Origin of the sequence: Pseudoalteromonas atlantica, from assembly GCF_043641955.1 — a bacterium.
Lineage (GTDB): Bacteria > Pseudomonadota > Gammaproteobacteria > Enterobacterales > Alteromonadaceae > Pseudoalteromonas > Pseudoalteromonas atlantica_A.
In genome coordinates this window covers 319,554-345,072 of record NZ_JBHZRV010000002.1, presented here as the reverse complement: position 1 = coordinate 345,072, position 25,519 = coordinate 319,554, and the positions used below count along the sequence as shown (strand labels likewise).

The 25,519-nt window shown below is 39.2% G+C and carries 23 protein-coding genes; 8 read left to right on the top strand and 15 right to left on the bottom strand.

The annotated features are described in order from the left end of the window. Positions 1-2: 2 nt before the first annotated feature. The 3 genes from ACHUE3_RS05090 to ACHUE3_RS05080 all read left to right on the top strand — a co-directional run bounded on the left by ACHUE3_RS05090 (position 3) and on the right by ACHUE3_RS05080 (position 3,044). Positions 3-1,289 (top strand): citrate synthase, encoded by a 1,287-nt coding sequence (locus ACHUE3_RS05090; RefSeq protein ID WP_099293629.1) that lies wholly within the window; start codon positions 3-5, stop codon positions 1,287-1,289. Positions 1,290-1,399: 110 nt separating this feature from the next. Beyond that, positions 1,400-2,614 carry a SufS family cysteine desulfurase gene (locus ACHUE3_RS05085; protein ID WP_394190817.1) on the top strand — a complete coding sequence of 405 codons (1,215 nt, stop codon included), beginning with the start codon at positions 1,400-1,402 and terminating at the stop codon, positions 2,612-2,614. A 13-nt stretch (positions 2,615-2,627) separates the two neighbouring features. Beyond that, a complete protein-coding gene (locus ACHUE3_RS05080) occupies positions 2,628-3,044 on the top strand; it encodes a SufE family protein (RefSeq protein WP_394190815.1) in 417 nt (138 codons plus the stop codon). Here the strand turns inward: ACHUE3_RS05080 and tcdA are convergent. Genes tcdA through ACHUE3_RS05045 form a run of 7 tightly spaced genes read right to left on the bottom strand, consistent with a single transcriptional unit; the run spans position 3,041 to position 10,502 of the window. Further along, positions 3,041-3,841 (bottom strand): tRNA cyclic N6-threonylcarbamoyladenosine(37) synthase TcdA, encoded by an 801-nt coding sequence (tcdA, locus tag ACHUE3_RS05075; protein WP_394190813.1) that lies wholly within the window; start codon positions 3,839-3,841, stop codon positions 3,041-3,043. The genes ACHUE3_RS05080 and tcdA overlap by 4 nt on opposite strands. Continuing rightward, positions 3,842-4,516, bottom strand: coding sequence for a TIGR01621 family pseudouridine synthase (locus tag ACHUE3_RS05070; protein ID WP_394190811.1), 675 nt, complete (start codon positions 4,514-4,516; stop codon positions 3,842-3,844). After that, positions 4,509-5,282: a 3-deoxy-manno-octulosonate cytidylyltransferase gene (kdsB, locus tag ACHUE3_RS05065; protein ID WP_394190809.1), complete on the bottom strand. Its 774-nt coding sequence runs from the start codon at positions 5,280-5,282 to the stop codon at positions 4,509-4,511. Before kdsB ends, ACHUE3_RS05070 begins: the two co-directional genes overlap by 8 nt. Continuing rightward, positions 5,270-5,467, bottom strand: coding sequence for a Trm112 family protein (locus ACHUE3_RS05060; protein ID WP_394190807.1), 198 nt, complete (start codon positions 5,465-5,467; stop codon positions 5,270-5,272). Before ACHUE3_RS05060 ends, kdsB begins: the two co-directional genes overlap by 13 nt. Beyond that, positions 5,457-6,437, bottom strand: coding sequence for a tetraacyldisaccharide 4'-kinase (gene lpxK, locus ACHUE3_RS05055; RefSeq protein ID WP_394190805.1), 981 nt, complete (start codon positions 6,435-6,437; stop codon positions 5,457-5,459). The genes ACHUE3_RS05060 and lpxK overlap by 11 nt, the downstream gene beginning before the upstream one ends. Beyond that, complete coding sequence (gene msbA / locus ACHUE3_RS05050; RefSeq protein ID WP_394190803.1) at positions 6,434-8,179, bottom strand: lipid A export permease/ATP-binding protein MsbA; 1,746 nt, start codon at positions 8,177-8,179, stop codon at positions 6,434-6,436. Before msbA ends, lpxK begins: the two co-directional genes overlap by 4 nt. Positions 8,180-8,237: 58 nt before the next feature. After that, a complete protein-coding gene (locus tag ACHUE3_RS05045) occupies positions 8,238-10,502 on the bottom strand; it encodes a DNA internalization-related competence protein ComEC/Rec2 (protein WP_394190801.1) in 2,265 nt (754 codons plus the stop codon). Here ACHUE3_RS05045 and ACHUE3_RS05040 point away from each other — a divergent pair. Beyond that, positions 10,482-10,994 carry a DUF2062 domain-containing protein gene (locus ACHUE3_RS05040; protein WP_394190799.1) on the top strand — a complete coding sequence of 171 codons (513 nt, stop codon included), beginning with the start codon at positions 10,482-10,484 and terminating at the stop codon, positions 10,992-10,994. The genes ACHUE3_RS05045 and ACHUE3_RS05040 overlap by 21 nt on opposite strands. Positions 10,995-11,092: 98 nt before the next feature. Here the strand turns inward: ACHUE3_RS05040 and gndA are convergent, their stop codons facing one another. Further along, a complete protein-coding gene (gndA, locus tag ACHUE3_RS05035) occupies positions 11,093-12,466 on the bottom strand; it encodes an NADP-dependent phosphogluconate dehydrogenase (RefSeq protein ID WP_394190797.1) in 1,374 nt (457 codons plus the stop codon). Between the two features lie 368 nt (positions 12,467-12,834). On the opposite strand from gndA, the gene pyk reads away from it, so the two are divergent. Next, on the top strand, positions 12,835-14,271 hold the full coding sequence (pyk, locus tag ACHUE3_RS05030; protein WP_394190795.1) for a pyruvate kinase: 1,437 nt from the start codon (positions 12,835-12,837) through the stop codon (positions 14,269-14,271). Between the two features lie 82 nt (positions 14,272-14,353). On the opposite strand, the gene ACHUE3_RS05025 is transcribed toward pyk, so the two are convergent. The 6 genes from ACHUE3_RS05025 to thrS all read right to left on the bottom strand — a co-directional run bounded on the left by ACHUE3_RS05025 (position 14,354) and on the right by thrS (position 19,728). Further along, positions 14,354-15,178 carry a LytR/AlgR family response regulator transcription factor gene (locus ACHUE3_RS05025; protein WP_394190793.1) on the bottom strand — a complete coding sequence of 275 codons (825 nt, stop codon included), beginning with the start codon at positions 15,176-15,178 and terminating at the stop codon, positions 14,354-14,356. Continuing rightward, a complete protein-coding gene (locus tag ACHUE3_RS05020) occupies positions 15,175-16,248 on the bottom strand; it encodes a sensor histidine kinase (RefSeq protein WP_394190791.1) in 1,074 nt (357 codons plus the stop codon). Before ACHUE3_RS05020 ends, ACHUE3_RS05025 begins: the two co-directional genes overlap by 4 nt. 159 nt (positions 16,249-16,407) lie before the next feature. Beyond that, positions 16,408-16,770 carry a 50S ribosomal protein L20 gene (rplT, locus tag ACHUE3_RS05015; RefSeq protein WP_008110477.1) on the bottom strand — a complete coding sequence of 121 codons (363 nt, stop codon included), beginning with the start codon at positions 16,768-16,770 and terminating at the stop codon, positions 16,408-16,410. A 15-nt stretch (positions 16,771-16,785) separates the two neighbouring features. Beyond that, on the bottom strand, positions 16,786-16,986 hold the full coding sequence (gene rpmI / locus ACHUE3_RS05010; protein ID WP_004587840.1) for a 50S ribosomal protein L35: 201 nt from the start codon (positions 16,984-16,986) through the stop codon (positions 16,786-16,788). A 211-nt stretch (positions 16,987-17,197) separates the two neighbouring features. Continuing rightward, positions 17,198-17,758, bottom strand: a complete 561-nt coding sequence (gene infC / locus ACHUE3_RS05005; RefSeq protein WP_082665370.1) for a translation initiation factor IF-3 — start codon at positions 17,756-17,758, stop codon at positions 17,198-17,200. Between the two features lie 59 nt (positions 17,759-17,817). Then, entirely contained in the window at positions 17,818-19,728 is a 1,911-nt protein-coding gene (thrS, locus tag ACHUE3_RS05000; RefSeq protein WP_394190788.1) for a threonine--tRNA ligase, read from the bottom strand. A 257-nt stretch (positions 19,729-19,985) separates the two neighbouring features. On the opposite strand from thrS, the gene ACHUE3_RS04995 reads away from it, so the two are divergent. The 3 genes from ACHUE3_RS04995 to ACHUE3_RS04985 all read left to right on the top strand — a co-directional run bounded on the left by ACHUE3_RS04995 (position 19,986) and on the right by ACHUE3_RS04985 (position 23,444). Beyond that, positions 19,986-20,999 (top strand): endonuclease/exonuclease/phosphatase family protein, encoded by a 1,014-nt coding sequence (locus tag ACHUE3_RS04995; protein WP_394190786.1) that lies wholly within the window; start codon positions 19,986-19,988, stop codon positions 20,997-20,999. A 66-nt stretch (positions 21,000-21,065) separates the two neighbouring features. Beyond that, positions 21,066-21,512 carry a DUF3010 family protein gene (locus tag ACHUE3_RS04990; protein WP_135475309.1) on the top strand — a complete coding sequence of 149 codons (447 nt, stop codon included), beginning with the start codon at positions 21,066-21,068 and terminating at the stop codon, positions 21,510-21,512. Between the two features lie 195 nt (positions 21,513-21,707). Next, a complete protein-coding gene (locus tag ACHUE3_RS04985) occupies positions 21,708-23,444 on the top strand; it encodes an AMP-binding protein (protein WP_394190784.1) in 1,737 nt (578 codons plus the stop codon). Positions 23,445-23,894: 450 nt separating this feature from the next. On the opposite strand, the gene gdhA is transcribed toward ACHUE3_RS04985, so the two are convergent. After that, positions 23,895-25,244, bottom strand: coding sequence for an NADP-specific glutamate dehydrogenase (gdhA, locus tag ACHUE3_RS04980; protein ID WP_394190782.1), 1,350 nt, complete (start codon positions 25,242-25,244; stop codon positions 23,895-23,897). Between the last annotated feature and the right edge of the window lie 275 nt (positions 25,245-25,519).

The window sequence follows — 25,519 nt, the reverse complement described above, 5'->3', positions numbered from 1 at the left end:
AGATGGCGGATAAGAAAGCCACAGTCCATATTGATGGTCTAGATCCAATCGAACTTCCGATTTACCAAGGTACTGCAGGTCAAGATGTCATTGACGTACGTACACTTGGTTCTCATGGTCACTTTACTTATGACCCGGGTTTCATGTCGACTGGTTCTTGCGAGTCTTCAATCACATATATTGATGGCGGCAAAGGCATCCTACTTCATCGTGGCTACCCAATCGAACAATTAGCTGAAGGTTCAGACTACGTTGAACTTTGCTACTTATTGTTGAATGGTGAATTACCAACTAAAGAGCAGTACACTGAGTTTGCAGAGCAAGTAACTCGCAGCACCATGCTTGACGAAAAAATTGCTAACTTTTTCCAAGGTTTCCGCTTCGATGCACACCCTATGGCAATGCTTTGTGGTGTGGTTGGTGCTTTATCTTCTTTTTATCATGAAGACCTTGATATCACTGACGCAAATCAACGTAAAACAAGCGCTATCAAGTTAGTTGCAAAACTACCTACTATTGCTGCTATGGCTTACAAGACAAACATTGGTCAGCCATTCGTTTACCCACGTAACGACTTAAGCTATGCAGAAAACTTCTTACACATGATGTTCTCTGTACCTGCTGAAGAGTACAAAGTTAACCCAGTAACAGCTAAAGCAATGGATAAAATCTTTATGCTTCATGCTGATCACGAACAAAATGCATCAACGTCTACAGTGCGTCTTGCTGGTTCTTCTGGTGCAAACCCGTATGCATGTATCGCTGCTGGTATTGCTTCTCTTTGGGGCCCTGCTCACGGCGGCGCTAACGAAGCATGTTTAAACATGTTAGAAGAAATTGGTTCAGTTGACCGTATCGATGAATACGTAGCAAAAGCAAAAGATAAAGCGGACCCGTTCCGTCTAATGGGCTTTGGCCACCGCGTTTATAAAAACTTCGATCCACGTGCAACAGTAATGCGTCAAACGTGTCACGAAGTATTAGAAGAGCTTAACATTCAAGATCCACTGCTTGATATTGCTATGAAGCTTGAACAAATTGCCCTTGAAGACCCATACTTTGTTGAGAAGAAACTTTACCCTAACGTAGATTTCTACTCAGGTATCATCTTAAAAGCAATCGGTATCCCTACTAGCATGTTCACTGTAATTTTTGCAATGGCACGTACTGTAGGTTGGATTACACACTGGGATGAGATGCTTTCTCAACCTGGTCATAAGATCAGCCGTCCACGTCAGCTTTATACTGGTCACACACACCGTGATTACGTATCTACAGACAAGCGTTAATTTTTATTAATGTTAAAAAGGCCGCTTTTGCGGCCTTTTTTGTGTTTAATAGTTGAGAATTATATTAAAGCTATTACAATCCCTGCTACTTTGTATTGTTTGGTTTCTCTATGTTTACTGTTGAAAAAATTCGTGCTGATTTCCCTATTTTAACTCAACAGATAAACAATCAACCCTTAGTTTATTTAGACTCTGCTGCAACGTCACAAAAGCCCCAGTCAGTCATTGCTGCCACTGAAATGTTTTATACTGAGCAGAATGCGAATGTTCATCGAGGTCGTCATACACTTAGCGAACAAGCAACAACTGCTTATGAACAAACGCGTGATAAAGTTGCTCATTATTTTAATGTGCAAAGCCGCGAAATCGTTTGGACTAAAGGCGCAACTGAAGCACTTAACCTAATAGCTAATGGTTTAACCGAGCAACTTGATAAAAATTCAAGTATCGTAATTACCCCACTTGAACATCACGCAAACATCGTCCCTTGGCAACAATTAGCACTTAAAACCGGTGCGAAATTACATATACTACCGCTTGAAGCGGATGCAACATTCAATATACCAACCTGTATTAAGTTTTTAAAACAAGTAAAACCAAGCGTACTTGCGCTCACTCATGCATCAAATGCACTGGGAAATATAACAAACCTAAGCCCACTGCTTAGTGCTGTAGAAGAGTTTAACACCATCACAGTCGTCGATGGGGCTCAAGGCGCGATGCATCTACAGCCTGATTTAAGTACTCTTGATTGTGACTTTTATGTGTTCTCCGCACACAAAATGCTTGGCCCAACTGGCGTTGGTGGCTTATACGGTAAGTATGAGCGGTTAAACGCCTTGCAGCCTTATCAGACTGGTGGGGAAATGATAGAAACGGTGAGTCTATTGCAAAGCACCTTTCGTGATGCACCGGCCAAGTTTGAAGCCGGCACACCTAATATTGCTGGTGTAATCGGTTTTTCCGCCGCATTAGATTATCTCGCTGCGCTTGATAAGAAAGCTGTTTATGACTACGAACAAGTGCTATTTAACTATGCGGTTAATAAATTAAATGAAATCGATGGCATCACAATTTACAGTAATTTAGACCATAATATTGGCACCATTTGTTTTAATTACAAAGACGAACATCCATTTGATATTGCGACATTACTTGATGGATTTGGTGTTGCTGTTCGTAGCGGCCACCATTGTACTCAGCCTTTAATGGCACATTTAGGTATCAACGGCAGTGTACGGGCAAGCTTTTGTTTTTATAATACTCACCAAGATATAGATATTTTCATTAATGCTCTGCACGAATGCATCGCTTTATTAGATTAAAAGTAGATAAGCAATGAATAAAACGTTTAAAGAACTCGCTGACACGCTTAATAATTCCCCCGCTTGGCAACAAAAATACCGTGAAATCATGCTACTTGGTAAACAATTACCGACAATGCCCGAGGTTTTAAAAACACCAGATGCACTTGTACCAGGTTGTGAGAGTAAAGTTTGGCTGTATTTAGAGTTTGATCTGCAAGAAAACTGTTTGGTTATTATTGGGGATTCAGATACACGTATAGTAAAAGGCTTACTTGCACTTATATTATCTTTATATAATGGCTTAACCCCGAGTCAAGTGTTAGCCATAAATGCATTTGAAGAGTTTGAAAAGCTTGGTTTAATAAGCCACTTAAGCCCTTCACGAGGAAATGGTATCAAAGCCATTGTCGAACGTATTCAATCAATGGCTGAACAAAAGTCGCTTTAAGCTTTAGCTAACCGTTGTTTTTTATCTAAGTATTTACGTACTGCTTTGGCTGCTACAAAAAAGCCAAAGCTACCTGTGATCATAGTCACTGAGCCAAAACCGTTATTACAATCCATATTCATAGAACCATCTGCATTTTGTTTTGCATGACACACACTACCGTCTGAACCTGGATAAACTAACTGCTCTGTAGAATAAACACAGTCAATATTAAATTTACGCTTTGGGTTGCTACTAAAGTTGTACTGTTTGCGTAAAATATAGCGAACTTTCGCAAGTAGTGGATCTTGAGTCGATTTTGCAACATCACCAAATGTTATTTGACTCGGATCCGTTTGCCCGCCTGCACCACCGGTTGTAATAATCGGTAGTTTATTGCGTTTACAATGAGCTATCAGTGCTGCTTTTTCTTTTACTGCATCAATACAATCAATTACATAATCAAAATCTTTAATATGTTCTCGAATATTATCCACAGTGATAAAATCATCGATGACATCAATTTCACATTCAGGGTTAATAAGCTGACAGCGCGCTTTCATTGCATCAACTTTTGCCTCACCAACAGTACCTGTTAGTGCATGAATTTGGCGGTTTACGTTGGTCGCGCATATATCGTCAAGATCAATGAGCGTGAGTTTACCAACACCTGTTCGTGCTAATGCTTCAGCAGCCCAACTGCCTACGCCCCCGATGCCAATAACACAAAAGTGTGCATCTTGAAGCCAAGCAAATTGCTGATGACCATATAAGCGCTTTATTCCACCAAAACGAATATCTGTTACAGAGTCTGTCATTTACCAATCCAAGTTCCATGGTTGTTGCCATGTGTGAAAGTTATCATGTTTAATTAATTGCCCATAAAGGGCGTCGCTATCTGGTTTGCAAATAAACTCAAATCGCTCATTTTGCCAAGTAAAGCGCAGTGCATAAGCATGCAAATAGGTACGCTGGCATTCAGTACCACCATAAAGTGCATCACCTAAAATCGGCGCGGCAATGCTTTTTAATGCAACACGTAATTGATGTGTCTTACCTGAGTACGGCTTTAAAATATATCCGCGTAAATTAGCAGCAACACTGAATGAATAAAACCGTGTGATGGCTGGGTTATTATGGGTTTTTAAAAGCTTAAAGCTACTTCGGCGAGACTTAGCCATATCCCCTTTTATCCAGCCTTGTTTTTTCTTTGGCTTAGCGTCTGATAAAGCCAAATAAAACTTATCAACCTCATGTGCAGTAAAAAGCCGAGTAAACTGAGCTGCTGCTTGGCTGCTTCGCGCTAATATAATTAATCCAGAGGTGACTTTATCTAACCGATGAACGGCAAATAATTTTTCATTCAATTGTTGCTCAGCTAAAACCACAAAACCTGGCCCATCTTCACTGTGGAAGTTAAGCCCTGCCGGTTTTTCGATAACATAAAAGTCTTTATGCTCGGCAATAACTGTTAAAGCTAACTGCTTATTCACTCAACGAATTACTTTTTAAATAATGCACTACCCGCGCTAAATCTTCAGGGGTATCAACACCTGCATGAGGTGTAACTTGTGCCTGCTCAATTTTTATCTGATGGCCATGATAAAGCACACGTAACTGTTCTAAAGACTCTAATTGTTCCAGCGGTGAAGGGCTAAGTTCAATGTATTGTTTAATAAATCCTGCACGATAAGCATATATACCTACATGACGTTGGTAGTTTGCTTTGTCTACGAGAGCATTATTAGTTGAATCCATCATGTTGACTCGATCAAATGGAATGCTAGCTCGGGAGAAATAAAGTGCATTTTTATGAACATCACTCACTACTTTTACCGCATTTGGGTTAAAAACTTCCTCAATGTCTTCAATTGCAACACTCAAAGTGGCCATTGGTGCAACCGAATCAGCCAATAATGCAGCAACTTGGCTCACATTTTCGCTAGCAAGGAGTGGTTCATCACCTTGTACATTAACAACGATGGTGTCATCGCTAAGGTTAAGTAAATCCATTACTTCTGCTAAGCGCTCTGTGCCTGACTGATGATCTTCACGTGTCATTAACACATCACTAGTAAACGTCTTGACCGCATCAAAGACTTCTTGATGATCGGTTGCAATAACAACCTTACTTGCGCCAGAAGCAAGGGCTTTTTCATACACATGCTGAATCATCGGCTTACCACAAATATCAGCAAGGGGTTTGCCTGGCAGTCGTGTCGAGGCGTAACGTGCAGGAATAACGACTACGAATTCCACTTTTCTACCTCTTCTTGGCTTAACTCTCTCGCTTCGTTTTCAAGCAATACAGGAATGTCATCAATAACTGGGTAGGCTAACTTTGCTGCTGTGCTTATTAATTCGTTATTTTCTTTGTCAAAGCGTAATTTACCCTTGCACACTGGGCAGGCGATAATTTCAAGTAGTTTTGTATCAAAGGCCATTGAGGATCCCTTTTTCTTTGAGTAATAGATTGAGTTTATTAATTACCGCGGTTGATGGCTTAGCATCAACAGGTAAAAAGTACCAATTTGGTTTAGCAAAAGCACGGCATTTTACCGCATCTTTCTCTGTCATAATGACAATTTCATCGTTATATTTTTCAAAATCAGCGGGGGTATAAGCATAGTGGTCGCGATAATGCGCCGTAGAAAGTAACTTAACACCTGAGTTTTGCAGTGTCTTCTCAAACCGTGCAGGATTACCAATTGCACTTACTGCATGACCGCTATCTAATAGAGCTTCCGTTTTTTCACCAGTAGCCACATTTAATAAGGTAGATGCCTGTAATTGATAATTAAAGTTATCAGCACCTCCGTTTTCTACTACTAAATCAACTGATTTTAAACGCTTTGTAGTTTCTCGTAGTGGGCCTGCTGGCATCAAAAAACCATTGCCAAAGCGGCGCTCGCTGTCCACTATGCAGCACTCTATGTCGCGACCCATTTTATAATGCTGCATGCCATCATCTGAGATAATGACATCTAAATCGTAGTTTGTATTTAAAAGATTTATATTGGCTTTTCTATCTGGGCCTACAACAACAGGGCAACCTAATCGGCGCTGAATAAGTACAGGTTCATCTCCTGCTTGCGCGGTGGTAATTGAGCTATCAACAAATAATGGGTAAACCTCAGAAGAACCACCATAGCCACGGCTAATAACGCCAACCTTTAAATCGTGTTGCTGTAAAAATTGAGCAAGCCAAATAACAAACGGTGTTTTGCCATTACCGCCCACACTAATATTACCCACCACAATAACCGGCACATCGCCTTTAAATTGCTCAAACAGGCCTAGTTTATAGCACACACTACGTAACGTTGAAATAAACCAAAAAAGCCCGCTCAATGGCAAAAGTACTAAGGTTAAAAGGCTAAAGCTTTTATACCAGCTTTGTTCTATCTTGTTCACCCTTGCTCACCAAACTGCATTTTGCATAAAGCAGCATAAGTGCCGTCATTTTTAAGCAGTGCCTGATGATCGCCACTTTCAATAACTTGACCATTATCTATTACGTAAATACGGTCGCTTTTTTCGATTGTCGAAAGTCGATGTGCAATAACAATTGATGTTTTATCTTTCATTAATTGATCGAGCGCTTGTTGGATCAGCTTTTCAGATTCAGTATCAAGAGCTGATGTAGCTTCATCTAAAATCAAAATAGGTGCATCTTTTAAGATTGCGCGTGCAATAGCAATACGTTGGCGTTGTCCACCTGAAAGCATTACCCCGTTTTCACCCACCATGGTATTTAGACCATGTGGTAAATCTTTTACAAACTCCCATACATGGGCTTGTTTAGCGACAGCTAACAGCTCATCATCGCTTAATGTACGTGTAATGCCATAACTAATATTATTAGCAATTGTATCGTTAAATAACACTACTTGCTGTGAGACCAAGGCAAACTGTCGTCGTAAATCAGCAAGTTTATATTCACTCAGTGCAACGCCGTCTAATAAGATTTCGCTAGGAGCTTGTAAATCGTAATAACGTGGTAATAAATTGGAGATAGTAGACTTACCCGATCCTGAACGACCCACTAACGCAATACTCTCTCCTGCTTTTATGGTGAGTGATAAATCACGTAGTACGGGCTCTTCTTTTGTTGGGTAATTAAAGGTTACATTTTTAACTTCGATTAGCCCTTTTACTTTATCAACGCTTATTGTGCCGGTATCTTTTTCTACTTCTTCATCTAGTACTAAAAAAATACTTTGTGCAGCAGAAATACCGCGTTGTAAGTCGCTATTCACGTTAGCAAGCTGCTTTAACGGGCGTAACAACATCATCATCGATGAAATAAGTACAACAAAATCACCAGAGCTAATGGTGTCTATCATCGATGGCATTGATACAACATACAAAATAACCGCCATAGCACTGGCTGCTAATATTTGAATCACTGAGACACTCAACGCCTTTGTCGCATCCATTTTAATACGTTGCTGGCGGTTGTGATTATTGATAGTAGCAAACTGATCAATTTCCTGCTTTTGCCCGCCAAAGCCATGTATTACTTTATGACCGCTGAGCATTTGTTCAGAACTTCGGGTCACTTGCCCCATCGCTGACTGAATATTTTTGGATATATGACGAAATCGTTTTGACACGATACTGACAATAACGGCTACTAATGGAATGATGATCAAAAATATCAAAGACAACTTCCAACTGGTGTAGAACATTACGGTAAGTAAAAACACCACAAAAGCGCCTTCTCGTACCACGATTAACATAGCTTTTGTAATAGCTTGTTGTACTTGCTCAGTATCAAAGGTAATTTTAGATATCAAATCGCCAGTGGAGTTTTTATCATGAAAAGAGACTGGTAAATGCAGGATATGCTCAAATAACTGCTGTCGTAATGAACGTACAACTTGTGAACCAACATAACTCAAACAGTAAGAAGACATATAGTTAAAAAAACCGCGACCAAACACAAGCGCAACAACAACAAATGGTGCATATTTTAGTACGTCACTATTACGCTCATTTAAACCCTGATCAATAAAGGGCTTCATTAATTGAATAAACAATGCATCCATGGCGGAATAGCCGATCATGCCTATAACAGCTAAAATTGCTATGCTTTTATAATTACCCACGTAAGATAACAAACGCTTGTAAATTTGCGATGTTGTTTGATCCATAACACTCTCTAATTCTTAGTCTTCGGGTATTGTAGCCTCCAGCAACATAAAACTAAACTCAATCTTTTAGAAACCAATCACTTTGTGCCCTCGCAGAGCTTATTTCATAACTATCTTGGTAAAAACTGACGATAATTTGACCATACTCGGCTGTTGAGAATTGCTGTGCATTAATCGCTTCATAGCGTTTTAATACTTCTTGATGAGGTAGATTCCACTGGCCTTTAAAAGCTGTTGAATGAATAACAACCTCTGGGGATACCGCTTCAATAAACGCCTCACTTGATGATGTTTTGCTTCCATGATGTGGGCTTACAAGTACTGTACTCTTTAATACCGTTTGATCTTTTATCAATTCTTGTTCGCGAAGTTTGGTAATATCACCAGGCAACAGTACACTGTTATTACCGTCAGATATGTGAACAATGCATGAGTTATCGTTGTCAGAATAGTGTTTTCCAACTTTATGACTCATTGTAATATGTAAATTATTAAAATTTAATTTTTGTGCAAAACATGCAGATTTAACACCTTCTGGCTGTGTTATTTTAAATGTGTCCTCATAACCGAGTTTTATCCATTCTTTTAATCCACCAGAGTGATCTTTGTCATCATGACTTATTACTGTATGCGCTACCTCAATTTGATTGTTTTCGAGATAAGGCTTTAAGGTAGAGTAAATTCGCGTAAAACGATTAAAGTAGATAGGTCCTAGATCGTATACAAAGCCTTCGTTGTCTTTCGTTATCAAAATCATAGTTCCATGGCCTACATCAAAAACACTTAGTTGCCAATTAGGCTTTGGCGTCAGGTAATAATCAAAAGAGATAATAGTAAGCGGCAATAAACTAATAACCTTCCCATTAGGCAATACATAAAATATGAGTGCACTTAAATAAGTTGTTAGAATTACTGGTAAAGCTATTGAAGGAGCATTAAACCAACGTATTTCGACTGGAATTAATAACAACCCTTCAAAACAAAATCGGATAAAGCTATCTAATAGAGAAAGCATCAAAGCCATATCAAAAGCCGTGCTAAGCATACTAATCAATACTAAAGAAGGCATAACAAAAAAGCTTATGAGCGGTACAGCTATTAGGTTAACTAAAACGCCTATCAAACTAACCCCATTAAAGAAAAAAAGAGTTAGTGGGAGTAAACCCACAAAAAGTGCACATTGCAGTACTATTAATCCTTTAAAAAATGTAATAAATGTGGGCTTTGCGTGAAGCATTCGCTTTACTAGAGCAAAAATCACACCCACAGCAACAAATGAAAGATACAATCCTGGGTTCAATAAACTGAATGGGTTAATAGCTAAAATTAGGACGAGTGCAAACAATAAGGCGCGCCATCTAAGTGCCTGCTTAGATGAATAATAAACTATCAAAATACAGGCTAACATTATTAACGCCCGACTTGCAGAAACTAAAAAGTCACTTAAATAGACATAGCAAAAAGCTAAGCAAAAACCAGCTGCACTGTAGAAAATTGATAAATTGACAGATTGTTTGATAGTCCGGATAAAAACCCACAGAGTATATTTGCAAGCAAAATAGCCAATGCTAAATATAAGCCCAATGTGTAAGCCAGAAATTGCTAATAAGTGGCTTAGGCCAAAAGCTTGAAGTGTTTGTTTATGCTCATACGACATTAAGCTTTTATCACCCGTCATTAGGGCATAATAGAGCCAGCTCATATGAGTATCATCATAGATATTTTGAATGTTTTGCCGATATTTATAAATTAAATCTGGTGCTGCAACATTGGATATTTGTATTGCTGTTCCCACTTGCTTGGCTTTGAACAGAATACGATGACTAAATGCTGAGCGTTCTTTATCAAACCCTGCCACATTTTTTTGACTGCGGTATTTAGTTAACTTTAACCAAGTTGTGACAGTACTTCCTTGCTTTATTGGGTACTCAGTTTTTAAGGTAACTAATACTTTAGGAGATTTAATTAGCGTAAGGTGTTTAGGATGAGTGATACTTGCTTTTAAATATGTGCTATCTCGTTGAGAAATGATCTCTTGAACAACAAACGTAACAAGCTTTGGTTGATTTACATCCAATTTTTGCCAAGAGATAGAATAAAAACATAAAAAATGTAACCAAACAGCTAAAATCCCGCAAATAAAACCTAACATTACAGGTAAAAACGGCTTAAAATAGGCACTTGCTATCACAATTAATAATGTGAAGAGAGTAAATACAAGGGTCTGATAATAAAATACGGTTATAACACAACCAATAACAAACCCAATGCTTAACCACACTGATGTAAATGGTTGCTTTAAATGGCTAAAAAAACGATCCAACGGTTTTTACCCGATCACAATACGATTAAACAGCATAAATTTTTACAAATTTTTGGCCGTTTACTCCATGATGCAAATTTATGGCATCTTAATCGCCGTTCAGCACGTGGGGCTTTTTCTGTTGGTTTATTCTTTGCCTTCATCCCTGTTCCTTTTCAAATGGTTTTAGCTGCAGCCCTCGCTATTCCATTACGAGTTAATCTACCTATATCAGTTGCCGTTGTTTGGATCACCAACCCATTGACAATGCCGCCTATCTTTTATTGTTCATACATCGTAGGTACTATTGCACTAGGTCAATCAGAGCAGCACTTTGCTTTTGAGCCAAGTTGGCAATGGTTCATCGAAAGTTTAACCACAATCGGTCCCGCATTTTTATTAGGCTCAGTAATATGTGCAACAGCCGCTTCATTGATTGGCTACTTTGGAATTGACTTACTTTGGCGTCGGTCGGTGCGCAAAGCTTGGATCAATCGTCACAAAGAAGACTAATTTAACTATAGTCAAATAGCTCACTTGTACCAAATATAGAACAAGATCAAAAAAGCCAGCTAATTTAGCTGGCTTTTTAGTCTTAACTTTTTATGTAGTTAACGCACTTTAGCGTCTATATCTACTAAGTCTGTTAAATGGCACACTTCACCACCATGAGTTTTAATACCATGCTCACCAAAGTAATCACGTTGAGCTTGAACCAAATGACCATTACTTGGTGTAGTAAGCGTTGCAAAATATGTTTGTGTTGAACTTAACACTGGGAATGCTAAGCCTGTCATCATTGCTTGACCGGTGATCTTACGCAATGAAGTGGCTTCTTTTCCTAAAGTGTCAATAAACTCAACACCTTGAGCAATATTATCTAAGTAATCGGCACGAATAATACAGCCGGCACGCCATGTTTGAAGCGTTTTAGACAAATCAACTTTCCACTGATGCGCCCGTGATGCACCTTTGATTAACGCAAGGCCTTGACGATAAGCAAGTAAACTAGCTAATAAAAATGCTTCTTTTAGCTCTTCTAGATCGAGTTCAACCTCAGTAGTAGATTTAGCAGCGTAAGTCATTTCCTTTGCCGCATGAGTGTCACATGTATTTGTTAAATGACGAGCTTGCACAGCCGCAACTAATGATGGCACTGCAATACCGAGTTCTAAAGCATTTTGTGCAGTCCAAAGACCTGTGCCTTTAGCACCTACTTTGTTGTCAATTAAATCGACTAATGACTCATCACTATCCGTTTCTAAAGATAAAATATGGCTAGAAATAGATAATAAATAGCTGTTTAAGTCACCCTCTGACCACTGTTCAAAAATAGCCGCTACTTCTTTTGGAGAACGCTTTGTTCCTAAACGAAGTAATTGATACATTTCAGCAATAAGTTGCATCAACGCATATTCAATACCATTGTGAACCATTTTTACAAAGTGGCCGCTTGCTGATTGACCCACTCGGGCAAAACATGAGTCACCTTTATAGCTGGCAGCTACTTTTTCAAACCACGGCTCGACACGCTCCCAACCGCCTTCTGAACCACTAGCCATCATAGCAGGACCATGACGTGCACCTTCGGCACCGCCAGAAATCCCCATAGTGGCAAACTCAAATTTGTTTTGGTACTTTAATTTACGAGTGATGCCGTCTTTGTAGTTACTGTTACCACAATCAACAATAATATCGTCACATTCAACGCCAGCTTCTACTAGTTCAGTACACACTTTATCGACCAATTCGCCAGCAGGTACTAACAGTAAAATTGAACGAGGTGCTGCTAACCTTTTAACCATGTCATTTAAATCAGACACAATATGCAAACGATCCGCCATGCCTTGGGATTTAGCACAACTTAATAATTCTTCGCCCGCATCGGGGTTTTTATCATAAGCTACGAGTGTCAGCCCTTTTTCAATCAGGTTTAGAGCCAGATTTTTACCCATAACGCCTAACCCTACTAATGCAACTTGCATTTAGTGTCCTCCTCGGTAACAACTATTGGTTAGTAAATGAAAATAATACCGCGCGCATTATACCCAAGCCACTTAAAATTGCGAGCCTGAGTTAAAGCAACCGCCCTTAATGCACACTGAAGTATTATATCAAACAACGAGCACCACAGGGATTATTTAACATCAAATAGGACATTGACTGAGTCTGACACCGGTGTCATAATGTCGTAATATTAATTTTGTATAAATATTGGCAGCATTTAAATAACACTTTGTTTATATATTGTGTTCTCACTGCCTTAAAACCCAATATTTGTGTATGAAACATAAATATTTAAAACGAATATAACCGTCAACCTGCTTACTTAGTAAGCCCACAGGAGAATTTGATGCTTAGACGCACAAAAATAGTCGCTACCCTTGGACCTGCAACCGATCGTGATAACAACCTAGAAAAAATAATCCGTGCTGGTGCAAACGTAGTGCGTTTGAACTTCTCACATGGCGTAGCACAAGATCATAAAGACCGCGCACAAGCTGTTCGTGATATCGCGAATAACTTAGGCAAGCACGTTGCTATCTTGGCTGATTTGCAAGGACCTAAAATTCGTGTTTCTACATTTAAAGAAGGTAAAGTAACTTTAGAAGTAGGTGCTAAGTTTATACTTGATGCACAAATGGAAAAAGGCCAAGGCGATGTAAACGCAGTTGGTATTGATTATAAAGAATTGCCACAAGATGTCGCACCTGGTGACTTGTTATTATTAAACGATGGCTTAATTCAATTAACAGTACAAAGTGTAGAAGGCCACTTAGTACATACCACTGTTACTGTTGGCGGTGTTTTATCAAATAACAAAGGAATTAACCGTCTAGGTGGTGGTTTAACAGCACCTGCCTTTACCGAAAAAGATAAAGAAGATTTGCTAACAGCCGCTGAAATCGATGTTGATTATATTGCAGTATCATTCCCTCGTAGTGGCGATGACATGCGTTATGTTCGCTCACTTGCAGAAGCAGCTGGTTCTAAAGCACAACTTTTAGCAAAAATTGAACGTGCCGAAGCTGTTGAAAGTGTTGAAGCCATAGATGATATCGTGCTTGCATCAGACTCTGTCATGGTTGCCCGTGGTGATTTAGGTGTTGAAATAGGTGATGCTGCTTTAATGGGAAAACAAAAACTCATTATAAGCCGTGCCCGTTCTCTTAATCGTACGGTTGTAACCGCTACACAGATGATGGAATCAATGATCGATAACCCTATGCCAACGCGTGCAGAAGTTATGGATGTTGCAAACGCAGTACTAGATGGCACAGATGCTGTGATGCTTTCAGCAGAAACTGCTGCGGGTGATTACCCTGAAGAAACCGTTGCCACAATGGCGCGTGTTTGTCTTGGGGCAGAGTCACAAAAAGAAACCCACGTTTCTAAACACCGCTTAGATAGCCGTTTTTCTTCAAACGCTGAATCAATTGCCTTGTCTGCAATGTATGCAGCTAATCACTTAGATTCAATCAAAGCTATCGTAACGCTGACTGAATCAGGTAGTACAGCTAAACTAATGTCACGTATTAGCTCAGGTTTACCTATTTTCTCTCTTTCACGTCATGCAAGTACACTAGGTCAGACAGCGCTTTATCGCGGTGTTTACCCTGTATTCTTTGACTCTACAAAGTGTGAAAAAGATAACATGGTTAAAGATGCACTTAGTACACTCGTTGCCGACGGCTCACTTAGCACAGGCGATACCGTAATTATTACTCACGGTGATGCGATGGAAACAATCGGTGCAACCAATACCATGAAAATTGTAACTGTTGCCTAATAGAATTGTTAAATCAAAAACGCGAGCATAGTTGCTCGCGTTTTTAATCGATAAATTGTTAGTTAATTAATCTATATTGAAATTAACTTGCAAGTGCAGCCTTCACTTTATCTCGATAGCTACGGCTTACCTTCAGCTCTTGGCCATTATCTAAAACTAGTAAATATTCACCACTTACCTGTGTTACGAGCTTGCTTATTTGTTTCGTATTTACAATTGCGCTTCTATGTACCCTTACAAATAATTTAGGATCTAACTCTTGTTCAAGCTCTTTCATAGTTTTGCGCAATATATGGGTCTGGCCATCTTGGCAGTGCAAACACATATAATCACCAGCGGCATCAACCCACTGAATTGTTGCAACAGGCACTCTGATAATTTCACCCTGCTCTTTTACAGCTAGAGACTCGGGATAACGTTTATCTGATAAAGTATCGCCAGTGGCTAACTTCTTTAAAATCTCTTCACAATTATTTCCTGTAATACCTGCTACAAAACTAGCTAATTTCTTCTTATGGGCGTTGTCTTGTTGAGTTTTTAAATAAGTATGCACTTTTTCTACCGCCTGTTTTAGTCTGTTGTCATCGACTGGTTTAAGAATATAATCTAAAGCATGTATTTCAAACGCTTTGACCGCGAACTGATCAAACGCCGTTACGAATACAATAGCGGGTAATGCTCTTACACTCTCACTGAGTGCTCTTGCTACCTCAAAACCGTTCATTCCTGGCATTTGAATATCTAAAAAAACTAAATCTATCTGCTCTGCATGACAAGCATCTATAGCCTCTTGACCTGAATTACACAGTTTTATAACCTCAATTTCCTCAAACTCTTCCAACCTTACTGCTAAGCCTCTACGTGCTAAAGGTTCGTCATCGACAATTAGGGTTTTAATCTTGCTCATTTTTTCATAGCCTTCTCAAATGGAACGCGCAGATTTACTTTTAATCCACTTGGCGTATTATGTGACAATACAAACGAATAGTTGTTTTCATACAAGGTTTTTAAACGATCTTTGGTATTTGCAATACCCACTCCTTGCGCATTAACTAACTGGCCATTCGACAACTCAGTACCAGGGCCATTATCGCCTACTTCCAATAATAGTTCATTAGCAAATACTTGTGCTTTTATGTCAATCTCACCACCCTGTGCTAGGTGGGCAATTGCGTATTTAATCGCGTTTTCAATAATGGGTTGTAATATTAAACTCGGAACAAGGGCATTTTTTGCCTCATTACTTACTTCTACATTAACCTTTAAACGCTCATCGAACCTAACACGCTCTATCTCAAGGTATAACATTAATGCGTGTATTTCTTGTTCTAGTGGTACTTTTTTAATTGGATCGGTATTTAATGTATACCTTAAGAAATCACTTAATTTGGACACCATTAAGTTAGCGTCTTTATTTTCTTTAACCAAAATTAATGTAGAAATTGCATTAAGGGTATTAAACAAAAAATGAGGATTGAGCTGATAGCGCAACATTTTAAGCTGTGCTTCATGGGCCATTGTGGTGGCTTTTAATGCTTTTTGGCGTTCACTTTGTAATAACTGGTAATATTTAATACCAAAATAAAGGCCGCTCCAACATAAAATTATATAAACTGAATCTAGACCTTGCTGAAAATAATAAAACCATTCATTAGGTCTATATCCATGGCGGTATATTTCCCATAAATTAAACTTTTGCACCACTGCCCATAATGTGCCGGTAACGTAGGACGCACTAAATACAACAAGCATCAAAACCCAAGGAGATGCATTCCATGCTTTTCGATACATATAACGAAGTGGCACCGTCATTAAACATCCGGCGTAAGCGTTAAGCACAATGACAAATACGTAAATATCACGCATTTCAAAGACTTTTGAGCCAATGTAATTTACGAGAGCATAACCTATCCAACCTGCAACTTGTAGAACCCAAAAGAAGCGTTGGCGGTCATCAACTAGAGATTGCCAATTCAAAATATATTTTTACCTCATTTATTTGTAATTATTATATCGGCTTAGTAGAAGTTAAATCACTACTTCCTATCTTGCTTTTTAAGAGGCTTACCGCAAAATTTTATTTTTTCCACAAAAAAAGGAGCCTAAGGCTCCTTTTCAATACTTATATGTAAAAGCTTAAGCTGCCGCTAGGCCTTCTTTTGCTTTTGCAACAAGCGCTGCGAATGCAACTTGGTCGTAAACTGCGATATCTGCAAGGATCTTACGATCAATTTCTACAGAAGTCTTTTTAAGACCATTGATAAAACGGCTGTAAGACAGACCATTTTGACGTGATGCAGCATTGATACGTGCAATCCATAATTGACGGAATGTACGTTTCTTAGCACGACGGTCACGGTAAGCGTATTGACCCGCTTTAGTAACAGCCTGGAAAGCTACGCGGTAAACACGTGAACGTGCTCCGTAGTAACCTTTTGCTTGTTTTAAAACTTTTTTGTGACGTGCACGTGCGACAACGCCGCGTTTAACTCTTGCCATTTCTAAAAACCCCTATTAAGCGAATGGTAACATACGTGAAACTAGACCATGGTCATTCTTATGAACCATCATCTTAGGACGTAGGTGTAACTTACGCTTAGAAGTTTTCTTAGTCAGAATGTGACGAAGATGCGCTTGTTTACGCTTGAAACCGCCAGAAGCAGTTTTCTTGAAACGCTTAGCTGCGCCTCTGTGACTTTTTAGCTTATAAGCCATTGCAATAACTCCAAATGTATTGCTTTAAAATTAGTAAGCAGGCGTGAGATATATTGCTATAGCTCCACTTTTAGGCCTAACTTACTGCCATATTCCGGTGAAAACTCAACATAAATGCTGCAGTTTTACTTTAAAACCGGTTAACTCAGGTGAATATTCGCATATTACTTGCAGACCTGAGCTAAATTCGGTGCGTATCTTAGCTCGTTTATTACTTTTTAGCAATAGGAGACATCATCATAACCATTTGACGTCCCTCAACACGATTTGGGAAAGACTCAACTTGTGCGAGTTCTTCTAAATCAGCTTTAATACGGTTTAGTAGTTCGATACCAATTTCTTGGTGCGCCATTTCACGGCCACGGAAACGAATAGTGATTTTAGCTTTATCACCCGCTTCTAAGAACTTACGTAAGTTACGAAGCTTAACCTGATAATCACCTTCATCCGTACCTGGACGGAATTTGATTTCTTTTATCTGGATTTGCTTTTGCTTCTTCTTCTGCTCTTTTAGTTCTTTGCTTTTTTCAAAGATGAACTTACCGTAGTCCATGACCTTACACACAGGCGGCTCAGCATTTGGGCTGATCTCTACTAGATCAACACCTGCTTCATCAGCCATAGCTTGCGCATCTCTTAATGTTTGAATGCCAGCTTGCTCGCCTTCGATGTCGATTAAACGAACTTCTTTAGCTGTAATTTCATCGTTGATACGATTTTTTTGAGCTGTTTGTTGCCCTTTCTTGCCGCCTCTAATGGTACGTTCCTCCAAGAATATCAAATAATAAGTGTGCAGTTAGCAGTTGTGTTAATGCTCTGCACACCGGATTTTTATTGTCGATTTTTAATTTCTTCACTGATTTTAGCGACGAAATCATCAACGTTAAATTTGCCCAGATCTTCACCTGTGCGGGTACGTACTGCCACTTCTTGTTGTTCAACTTCTTTATCGCCAACAACAAGTAAGTAAGGAATACGTTTTAATGTATGTTCACGGATTTTAAAGCCAATCTTCTCATTTCTCAAGTCAGCAGCGGCTCTAATTCCAAGTTTATTTAATTTTTGTACAATTTCGTGCACATAATCCGCTTGTTTATCGGTGATATTCATAATCACCACTTGTTTAGGTGCAAGCCACGTAGGGAATAAACCTGCATACTCTTCGGTTAAAATACCGATAAAACGTTCAATTGAACCAAGTATAGCACGGTGAATCATTACCGGTGTACGACGTTCGTTGTTTTCAGCAACATAAGTAGCACCTAAACGGCCAGGTAATGCAAAATCTAGTTGCACTGTACCACACTGCCACGCTCTGTCTAAACAATCGTACAAAGTAAATTCAATTTTAGGACCGTAGAAGGCACCTTCACCCGGTAAATAATCAAATTCTATGTCATTTGCTTTGAGTGCATCAGCCAGTGCTTGCTCGGCTTTATCCCAAACGTCGTCTTCGCCGATACGCTTTTCAGGGCGTGTAGAAAGCTTAACAACTATTTTTTCAAAGCCAAACGTTTCATACGTGTCGTAAACCATTTTGATACATGATGATACTTCATCCATCACTTGGTCTTCTGTACAGAAAACGTGAGCGTCATCTTGAGTAAACCCACGAACACGCATTAGCCCGTGTAAGGCGCCTGACGGTTCATTACGGTGACAACAGCCAAACTCAGCCATACGTAGTGGTAAGTCACGGTAAGATTTTAAACCTTGATTAAAAATCTGCACGTGTCCTGGGCAATTCATTGGCTTGATTGCATACTCACGCTTTTCAGACTCAGTGGTAAACATTGCATCTGAATATTTATCCCAGTGACCCGATTTTTCCCATAACGAACGGTCCATCATCATTGGACCTTTTACTTCTTCGTATTGGTACTCACGTAGTTTTTCACGTACAAACTCTTCAAGTTCACGGTAAATGCTCCAACCATCGTTGTGCCAAAATACCATGCCTGGCGCTTCTTCTTGCCAGTGCCATAAATCAAGCGCTTTACCAATACGGCGGTGGTCGCGTTTTTCAGCTTCCTCTAAGCGTTTTAAGTACGCTTTAAGTTGCTTTTTATCACCCCAAGCTGTGCCGTAAATACGTTGCAGCATTTTGTTTTCAGAATCACCACGCCAATAAGCACCCGCCACTTTCATAATTTTGAAATGTTGGCAGAACTTCATATTTGGTACGTGAGGACCACGACACATATCAACATACTCTTCATGATGATACAAACCTGGGCGGTCATCTTTAGCGATGTTCTCGTCTAAGATTTCAATCTTGTATGTTTCGCCGCGCGCTTCAAATGCATCGCGCGCTTCTTGCCAGCTGACGGTTTTTTTCACTACGTCGTAGTTTGTTTTTGCAAGTTGTAACATGCGCTTTTCAATGGCATCTAAGTCTTCTTGACTTAGTGAGTGTTCCATATCGATATCGTAATAAAATCCGTTATCAATAGTTGGACCAATGGCCATTTTTGCTTCAGGGAATAACTGTTTAACAGCATGGCCTATTAAGTGAGCACATGAGTGGCGAATGATTTCTAAGCCATCATCGTCTTTCGCGGTAATGATTTCTAAGCGCGAATCTTCATTAATTAAATCACATGCATCAACTCGCTCGCCATTAACACGACCAGCAATGGTTGCTTTAGCAAGGCCTGGACCAATATCGTTGGCTACATCAAAAGTACTAACTGGGTTTTCAAAACTACGCTGACTGCCGTCAGGGAGGGTAATAACTGGCATTATAAATCCTTTGTACAGTGGTGACGCCTACAATGCATCACATGTATTTAAATAAATTAAAAAAAGTAACTCCACAACGCTTTTACGAATAAGCATTGTTATCGTTAACCATTTACGGTTAATGCACCTGTTGAGTCTTGCTAAGTGCAGCTATATTGTCGCGTCTGAAACAGTGAAATACAAGTATTTACAGCGACAAATTGACAAATAAGCGCTTCATTTCATACTTAAGCTAATTTCAGCTGCGAGAAACAATTATGTCCGTCAGTAAATCAATCAGATTCGCCAGCCTAAATTTACTTAATTACGCAGCACCACCATATTCCTTTTATCAATTACATGAGCGTTATAACACAACTCAATGGCAGAAAAAACAAACATTCATTGAAGACTTTTTAATCCAAAGTCGTGCTGACGTTGTAGCCTTTCAAGAAGTGTTTAGCATCAAATCATTGCAAACTCTGTGTAAAGAGCAAGGCTATGACTACTTTGAAACTGTGACAACACCAAAAAGTGATAATCTTTACCCGCAAGTATTATTTAACCCAGTCGTTGCTATTGCCTCAAAAATACCGATTCATGATTCGCAAGCGCTTAGTCCATGCCCAGAATTATTAGAGTATCTTAATAATCAAAATGAGTTTAAGTTTAATCGCACACCGATAAAATGTCGCTTTGAGCTGGATGGTTTAGGGGCAGTATATTTTTATGTAGTCCATTTTAAATCTCAACGCGTTCACTCAATGTCGCACATACTTAATATTCATAACCAAGAAGATCCATTGCTTGTATTACTGCAACAAACAGTTGGCATGATGCAATCTCAAATTTCACGCTCGTTGGAGGCATCTATTGTTTATTACGATGCTTTAAAGACACAACGTGAAAACAATTGTGCAACAGTCGTGATGGGCGATTTTAATGACAATATTCAGAGCCCGGCACTTGCATTTATGACACAAGGGTTTCACCCTACCCGCTGCGAACCTTGTAGAGAATTTTCCCAACCGATTGTGGGCTTAAGTGATGCTTTTTCACTGAGCACACAGTATCAAAAAGGGGTGACCAAACCCGCGAGTCATTACTATAAAGGCCGCGCGAATGTATTAGATTACATTTTAGTCTCAGGTCATTTCAATGCCGACTGTGCACTTGGCAAAGTAAAATCTCTAGACTACCTGAATTTTAACGCTCACTTAAATGCTGAGCAACATGATGAAGACATCTGTAGCAGCGATCATGGAGGCATTGGAATCGAAATCCGTTTTTAAAATCCACTGCTTTTAATATTATTAATTGATATACTGTCAATAAATTAGCAAGTAAGAGAGTTAGCAATGAGAACGTGCGGTGTTGAAATTACAGGTAGTGATGTATTACTGTGTATTTTAAGTAAAGATAATGATGTATTTGATATACGCGATGTACGCCAAACTCGGTTCACACTGGGTAATGGTAACGACACTGAAGTAATGCGTAAATTTCAATTTGATTTTGCAAAATTAATGCAAGATTACCAAATTGATTCAGTTGCTATCCGTGAGCGCCAACCAAAAGGAAAATTTGCTGGTAGCGCCAAGGGTTTTAAAATGGAAACAGCCATTCAGCTAATTGAAAATTTGGATGTACAAGTACTAAGCCCTACACTAATTAAAGAGCAATTAAAGCGTAACCCTGTTCCTATTGATTTTGAAGAAACAGGGCTAAAAAAGTATCAAGAAACCGCTTTTATTAACGCATATGTATACATAATGCGAAAAACATACCGCCACGACGAGGCGTAAATAACGATAGCAATCGCTATTTTATTGATTAATTAAACGCGAGAGAGCAACTCACTTTATGTGTTCTATGCTCCTCGCGTTTTTTGTTTTCTGCAAATTAAGATTGCGACATTGGTCGTACCTCACTTTCATTTGTCGACAATTTGTGCTTTTCTAACATTGTACACTCTCACAACAATGACACGGAGCACACATATGCAAGCTACTCACTACGCTAGTCAAACAGATAAAATATACGATAATAAAATTCCTCTTGAACAAAGCTATTTTAAAGGCGCTACATCTTGTTCCTTAATTAACCAAACAATCGGTAGTTATTTTGACACCATTGTCGACAATAACCCTGAACATCCCGCTATTGTCGTTAGTCATCAAAATATTCGTCTCACGTACAAACAATATCAGCAACAAATTAATCAATTGGCTATGGGATTACTTGCGTTAGGTGTAAAACCCGGGGATAGAGTGGGTATTTGGTCGCCGAATAACCTTGAATGGTCTTTAACTCAATTTGCAACCGCAAAAATTGGCGCAATTATGGTCTGCATCAACCCTGCATTTAGACCCAACGAATTACAATATGCGCTTAATACGGTCGAGTGTTCAACACTTATTACTGCGTCCAATTTTAAAGCAAGCAATTACCTTGCAATGCTTAACGAATTAATCCCAGAACTTGCAACCACAGAGCCTGGAAATATTTGTAGTAAAAACCTACCCCATTTAAAGAACATAATACGCATTGGTAACGAGTCTAGCCCCGGTATGTTTAGCTTTAGCAATGTAATGGCGATGCCTACAGATGCACATCAAAGCAAGCTAGCTGAAATAGCTGCAACCTTAAACGCCAACCAAGATATCAATATTCAATTTACCTCTGGCACTACTGGAAATCCTAAAGGCGCAACACTTACGCATAAGAACATTCTTAATAATGGCTTTTTAATGGCACAAGCGATGAAGCTCACCAAAGACGACAAGCTTTGTATTCCAGTCCCCTTATATCATTGCTTTGGAATGGTGCTGGGTAATTTAGTGTGTATTAGTAAAGGTGCGACAGCAGTTTTTCCAAGTGACTCGTTTGATCCCAAAACAACCCTTGATGTAGTTGAAAAAGAGCGCTGTACCGCCCTTCATGGTGTACCGACCATGTTTATTGCAGAGCTTGAACACAAAGATTTTGCTAATTACGACTTATCTAGTTTACGCACTGGTGTTATGGCTGGCTCCACATGCCCTGAGCATGTAATGCGTAAAGTGCACACGCTAATGAATATGAAAGAAGTAGTTATTGGATACGGCCAAACAGAGTGTAGTCCTATTAATAATGTAACAGAAACAGACTCCCCGATAGAAAAACAAGTCAGTACTGTTGGCCGTGCCTTAGCGCATACTGAAGTTAAAATTATTGATGAGGTTGGTAATATACAAAAAATAGGCCTTCCCGGTGAAGTGTGTAGCCGAGGTGCTGGTATTATGCGCTGTTATTGGAACGATGAAGAAAAAACAGCAGCAACTATTGATAGTGACGGTTGGCTTCATTCGGGCGATCTAGCTGTTATGGATGAGGAAGGTTTTGTTACTATCGTTGGTCGTATTAAAGATATGATCATCCGTGGCGGTGAAAACATTTCTCCACGGGAGATCGAAGAAGTGCTGTATACCTACCCTGGCATCCAAGATGCTGCCATATTTGGCATATCGGATGAAAAGTATGGAGAAGAAGTGTGTGCTTGGATCCAGCCAAGTGAAGGTGCTGTACTTAATGAAGACGCCATTCGTTTATTTTTAAAAGATAAGCTCGCCTATTTTAAAGTGCCAAAGCATATACGTTTTGTTGAAGAATACCCGATGACTGTAACCGGTAAACTTCAAAAATTTAAAATGCGAGAGCAAATGCAAGAAGAAATTCATGAAACTGCATTTGCGTAGTTAGCATAAATTAACAAACCTAACCTCACGCAGGTTAGGTTTGATACTGCAGCCATGCTACCGAGTGGCGCTTTGTAACTTGGTTCTTTTTATCTATCTTTTTCATCCATTGAGCACAAGAAAAATGCAAAGCACAAATAAAAGCAAACATCACAATTCTTTATAAGTAATTTGAAAGCGTTAGAGGCTGAGCCCTTTTTAAAATCTGCAATAATAAGAGTAATTTTAATTGCGCAACAAAGCTTGTTACCTAGTGGAGCAATACAAAAGTCCCGGCTGAGAACTCAACCTTAAAACCTGTTAAGGTTACAAAGTATTATTTTTGTCTCAACTGTTTAAATGCAAGAGTTACAGCTAAAGCCCAAACATAAATTGGACTTTAGCTGTAACAATTTGCAATCGATTAGTAATGCACTTGCATTGTAATTCTACAAACTTGGTTTACACATGTTATACAACGCCTTGAGCAAGCATTGCCGCTGCCACACGTTTAAACCCTGCAATATTGGCACCTGTGGCTAAATCATTTTCACAGCCATATTCATTGGCAGTATTACGAATTGTAGTAAATATATGCTTCATCACGTTTTGTAATTTTTCATCAACGTCAGATTTAGGCCAACTTTGCATACTCGCATTTTGTGCCATTTCAAATTGACTTACAGCCACCCCACCCGCATTCGCAGCTTTGCCTGGGCCAAAATAAGTATTGTTTTGTTTAAAGTGGCTAATTGCGTCTGCAGTACAGGGCATATTAGCCCCTTCACAAATTAGCATACAGCCATTGTTAGTTAAGGCTTGGGCATCAGCTTGTGATAATTCATTTTGAGTTGCACAAGGTACCGCAATATCACATTCATAGCGCCATACAGCATGGCCATCTTCTGGATAGTCATCAACCGAAGTAAATGACGCTCCTGAAAATGCATCAATATAACTGCAAAGCGATTTACCTTGAGCTTTAAGAGATTCAATATAACCAATATCTAGACCCTCGGGTGCATAAATACAGCCTTTGGAATCACTGCAACTAAGTACTTTAGCGCCCATGGTATCGAGCTTTTTCATTAAATGGATTGCCACATTGCCAGCCCCCGACACCAGCACACATTTATCTTTAACAGTGTCATTTTTAGCTTGGAGCATGTTTTCAATAAAATAAGCGATACCCATGCCTGTTGACTCATTACGTAATTCAGAGCCGTTCATTATTAAGCTCTTGCCAGTAATGACTCCTTCAAAGCGATTGGTTAATCGTTTATATTGGCCAAAAAGATAGCCTATTTCTTTTGCACCAACCCCTATGTCCCCCGCAGGTACATCGGTAGTAGGGCCTATGTGACGGCTCATTTCAGTCATAAACGATTGGCAAAAGCGCATAATTTCGATATTACTTTTACCTTTAGGATCAAAATCAGCGCCCCCTTTGGCCCCACCTAAAGGCAAACCTGTTAAAGCATTTTTAAGTGTTTGTTCAAATCCTAAAAACTTAACTACGCTGGCGTTTACGCTAGGGTGAAACCTCAAACCTCCTTTAAAAGGTCCTAAGGCTGAGTTAAATTCAATACGGTATCCACGATTAACATGAACTTGCCCATTATCATCCTGCCAAGGTACCCGAAACATGATTTGCCTTTGCGGTTCAAGTAAATTTTCCACCACTGCTAGCTGCTGGTATGCCTCATCTTCATCTAAAACCGATGTTAAAGACACAAGGACTTCTTCTACCGCTTGAATAAACTCATCTTCGCCTGAATTTTTATCTTTTAATTTAGTTAATATCCGATCCAGGTATTGCATCGTAAATCCTAATTTAATCAATACTTATATATTTATAGTGCATACATTAATAATCGATCACCTAAAAGGAGAACTACACCCAAACCACCTCAATACAGAACTCAGCGTTTGACACATAATATAAAAGTGTTTCTTTGCAAGAGTAGTTGTCACTTTTAAAAAGTAACAACTATTAAAATAAGTTCCTGTGAGACAGTTATGGGGTTGGGTTAAAGCGATTTATAATGCGTTGTTGATTTTAATAGTGGAGCAACAATTATTAAAATCAATGCCTT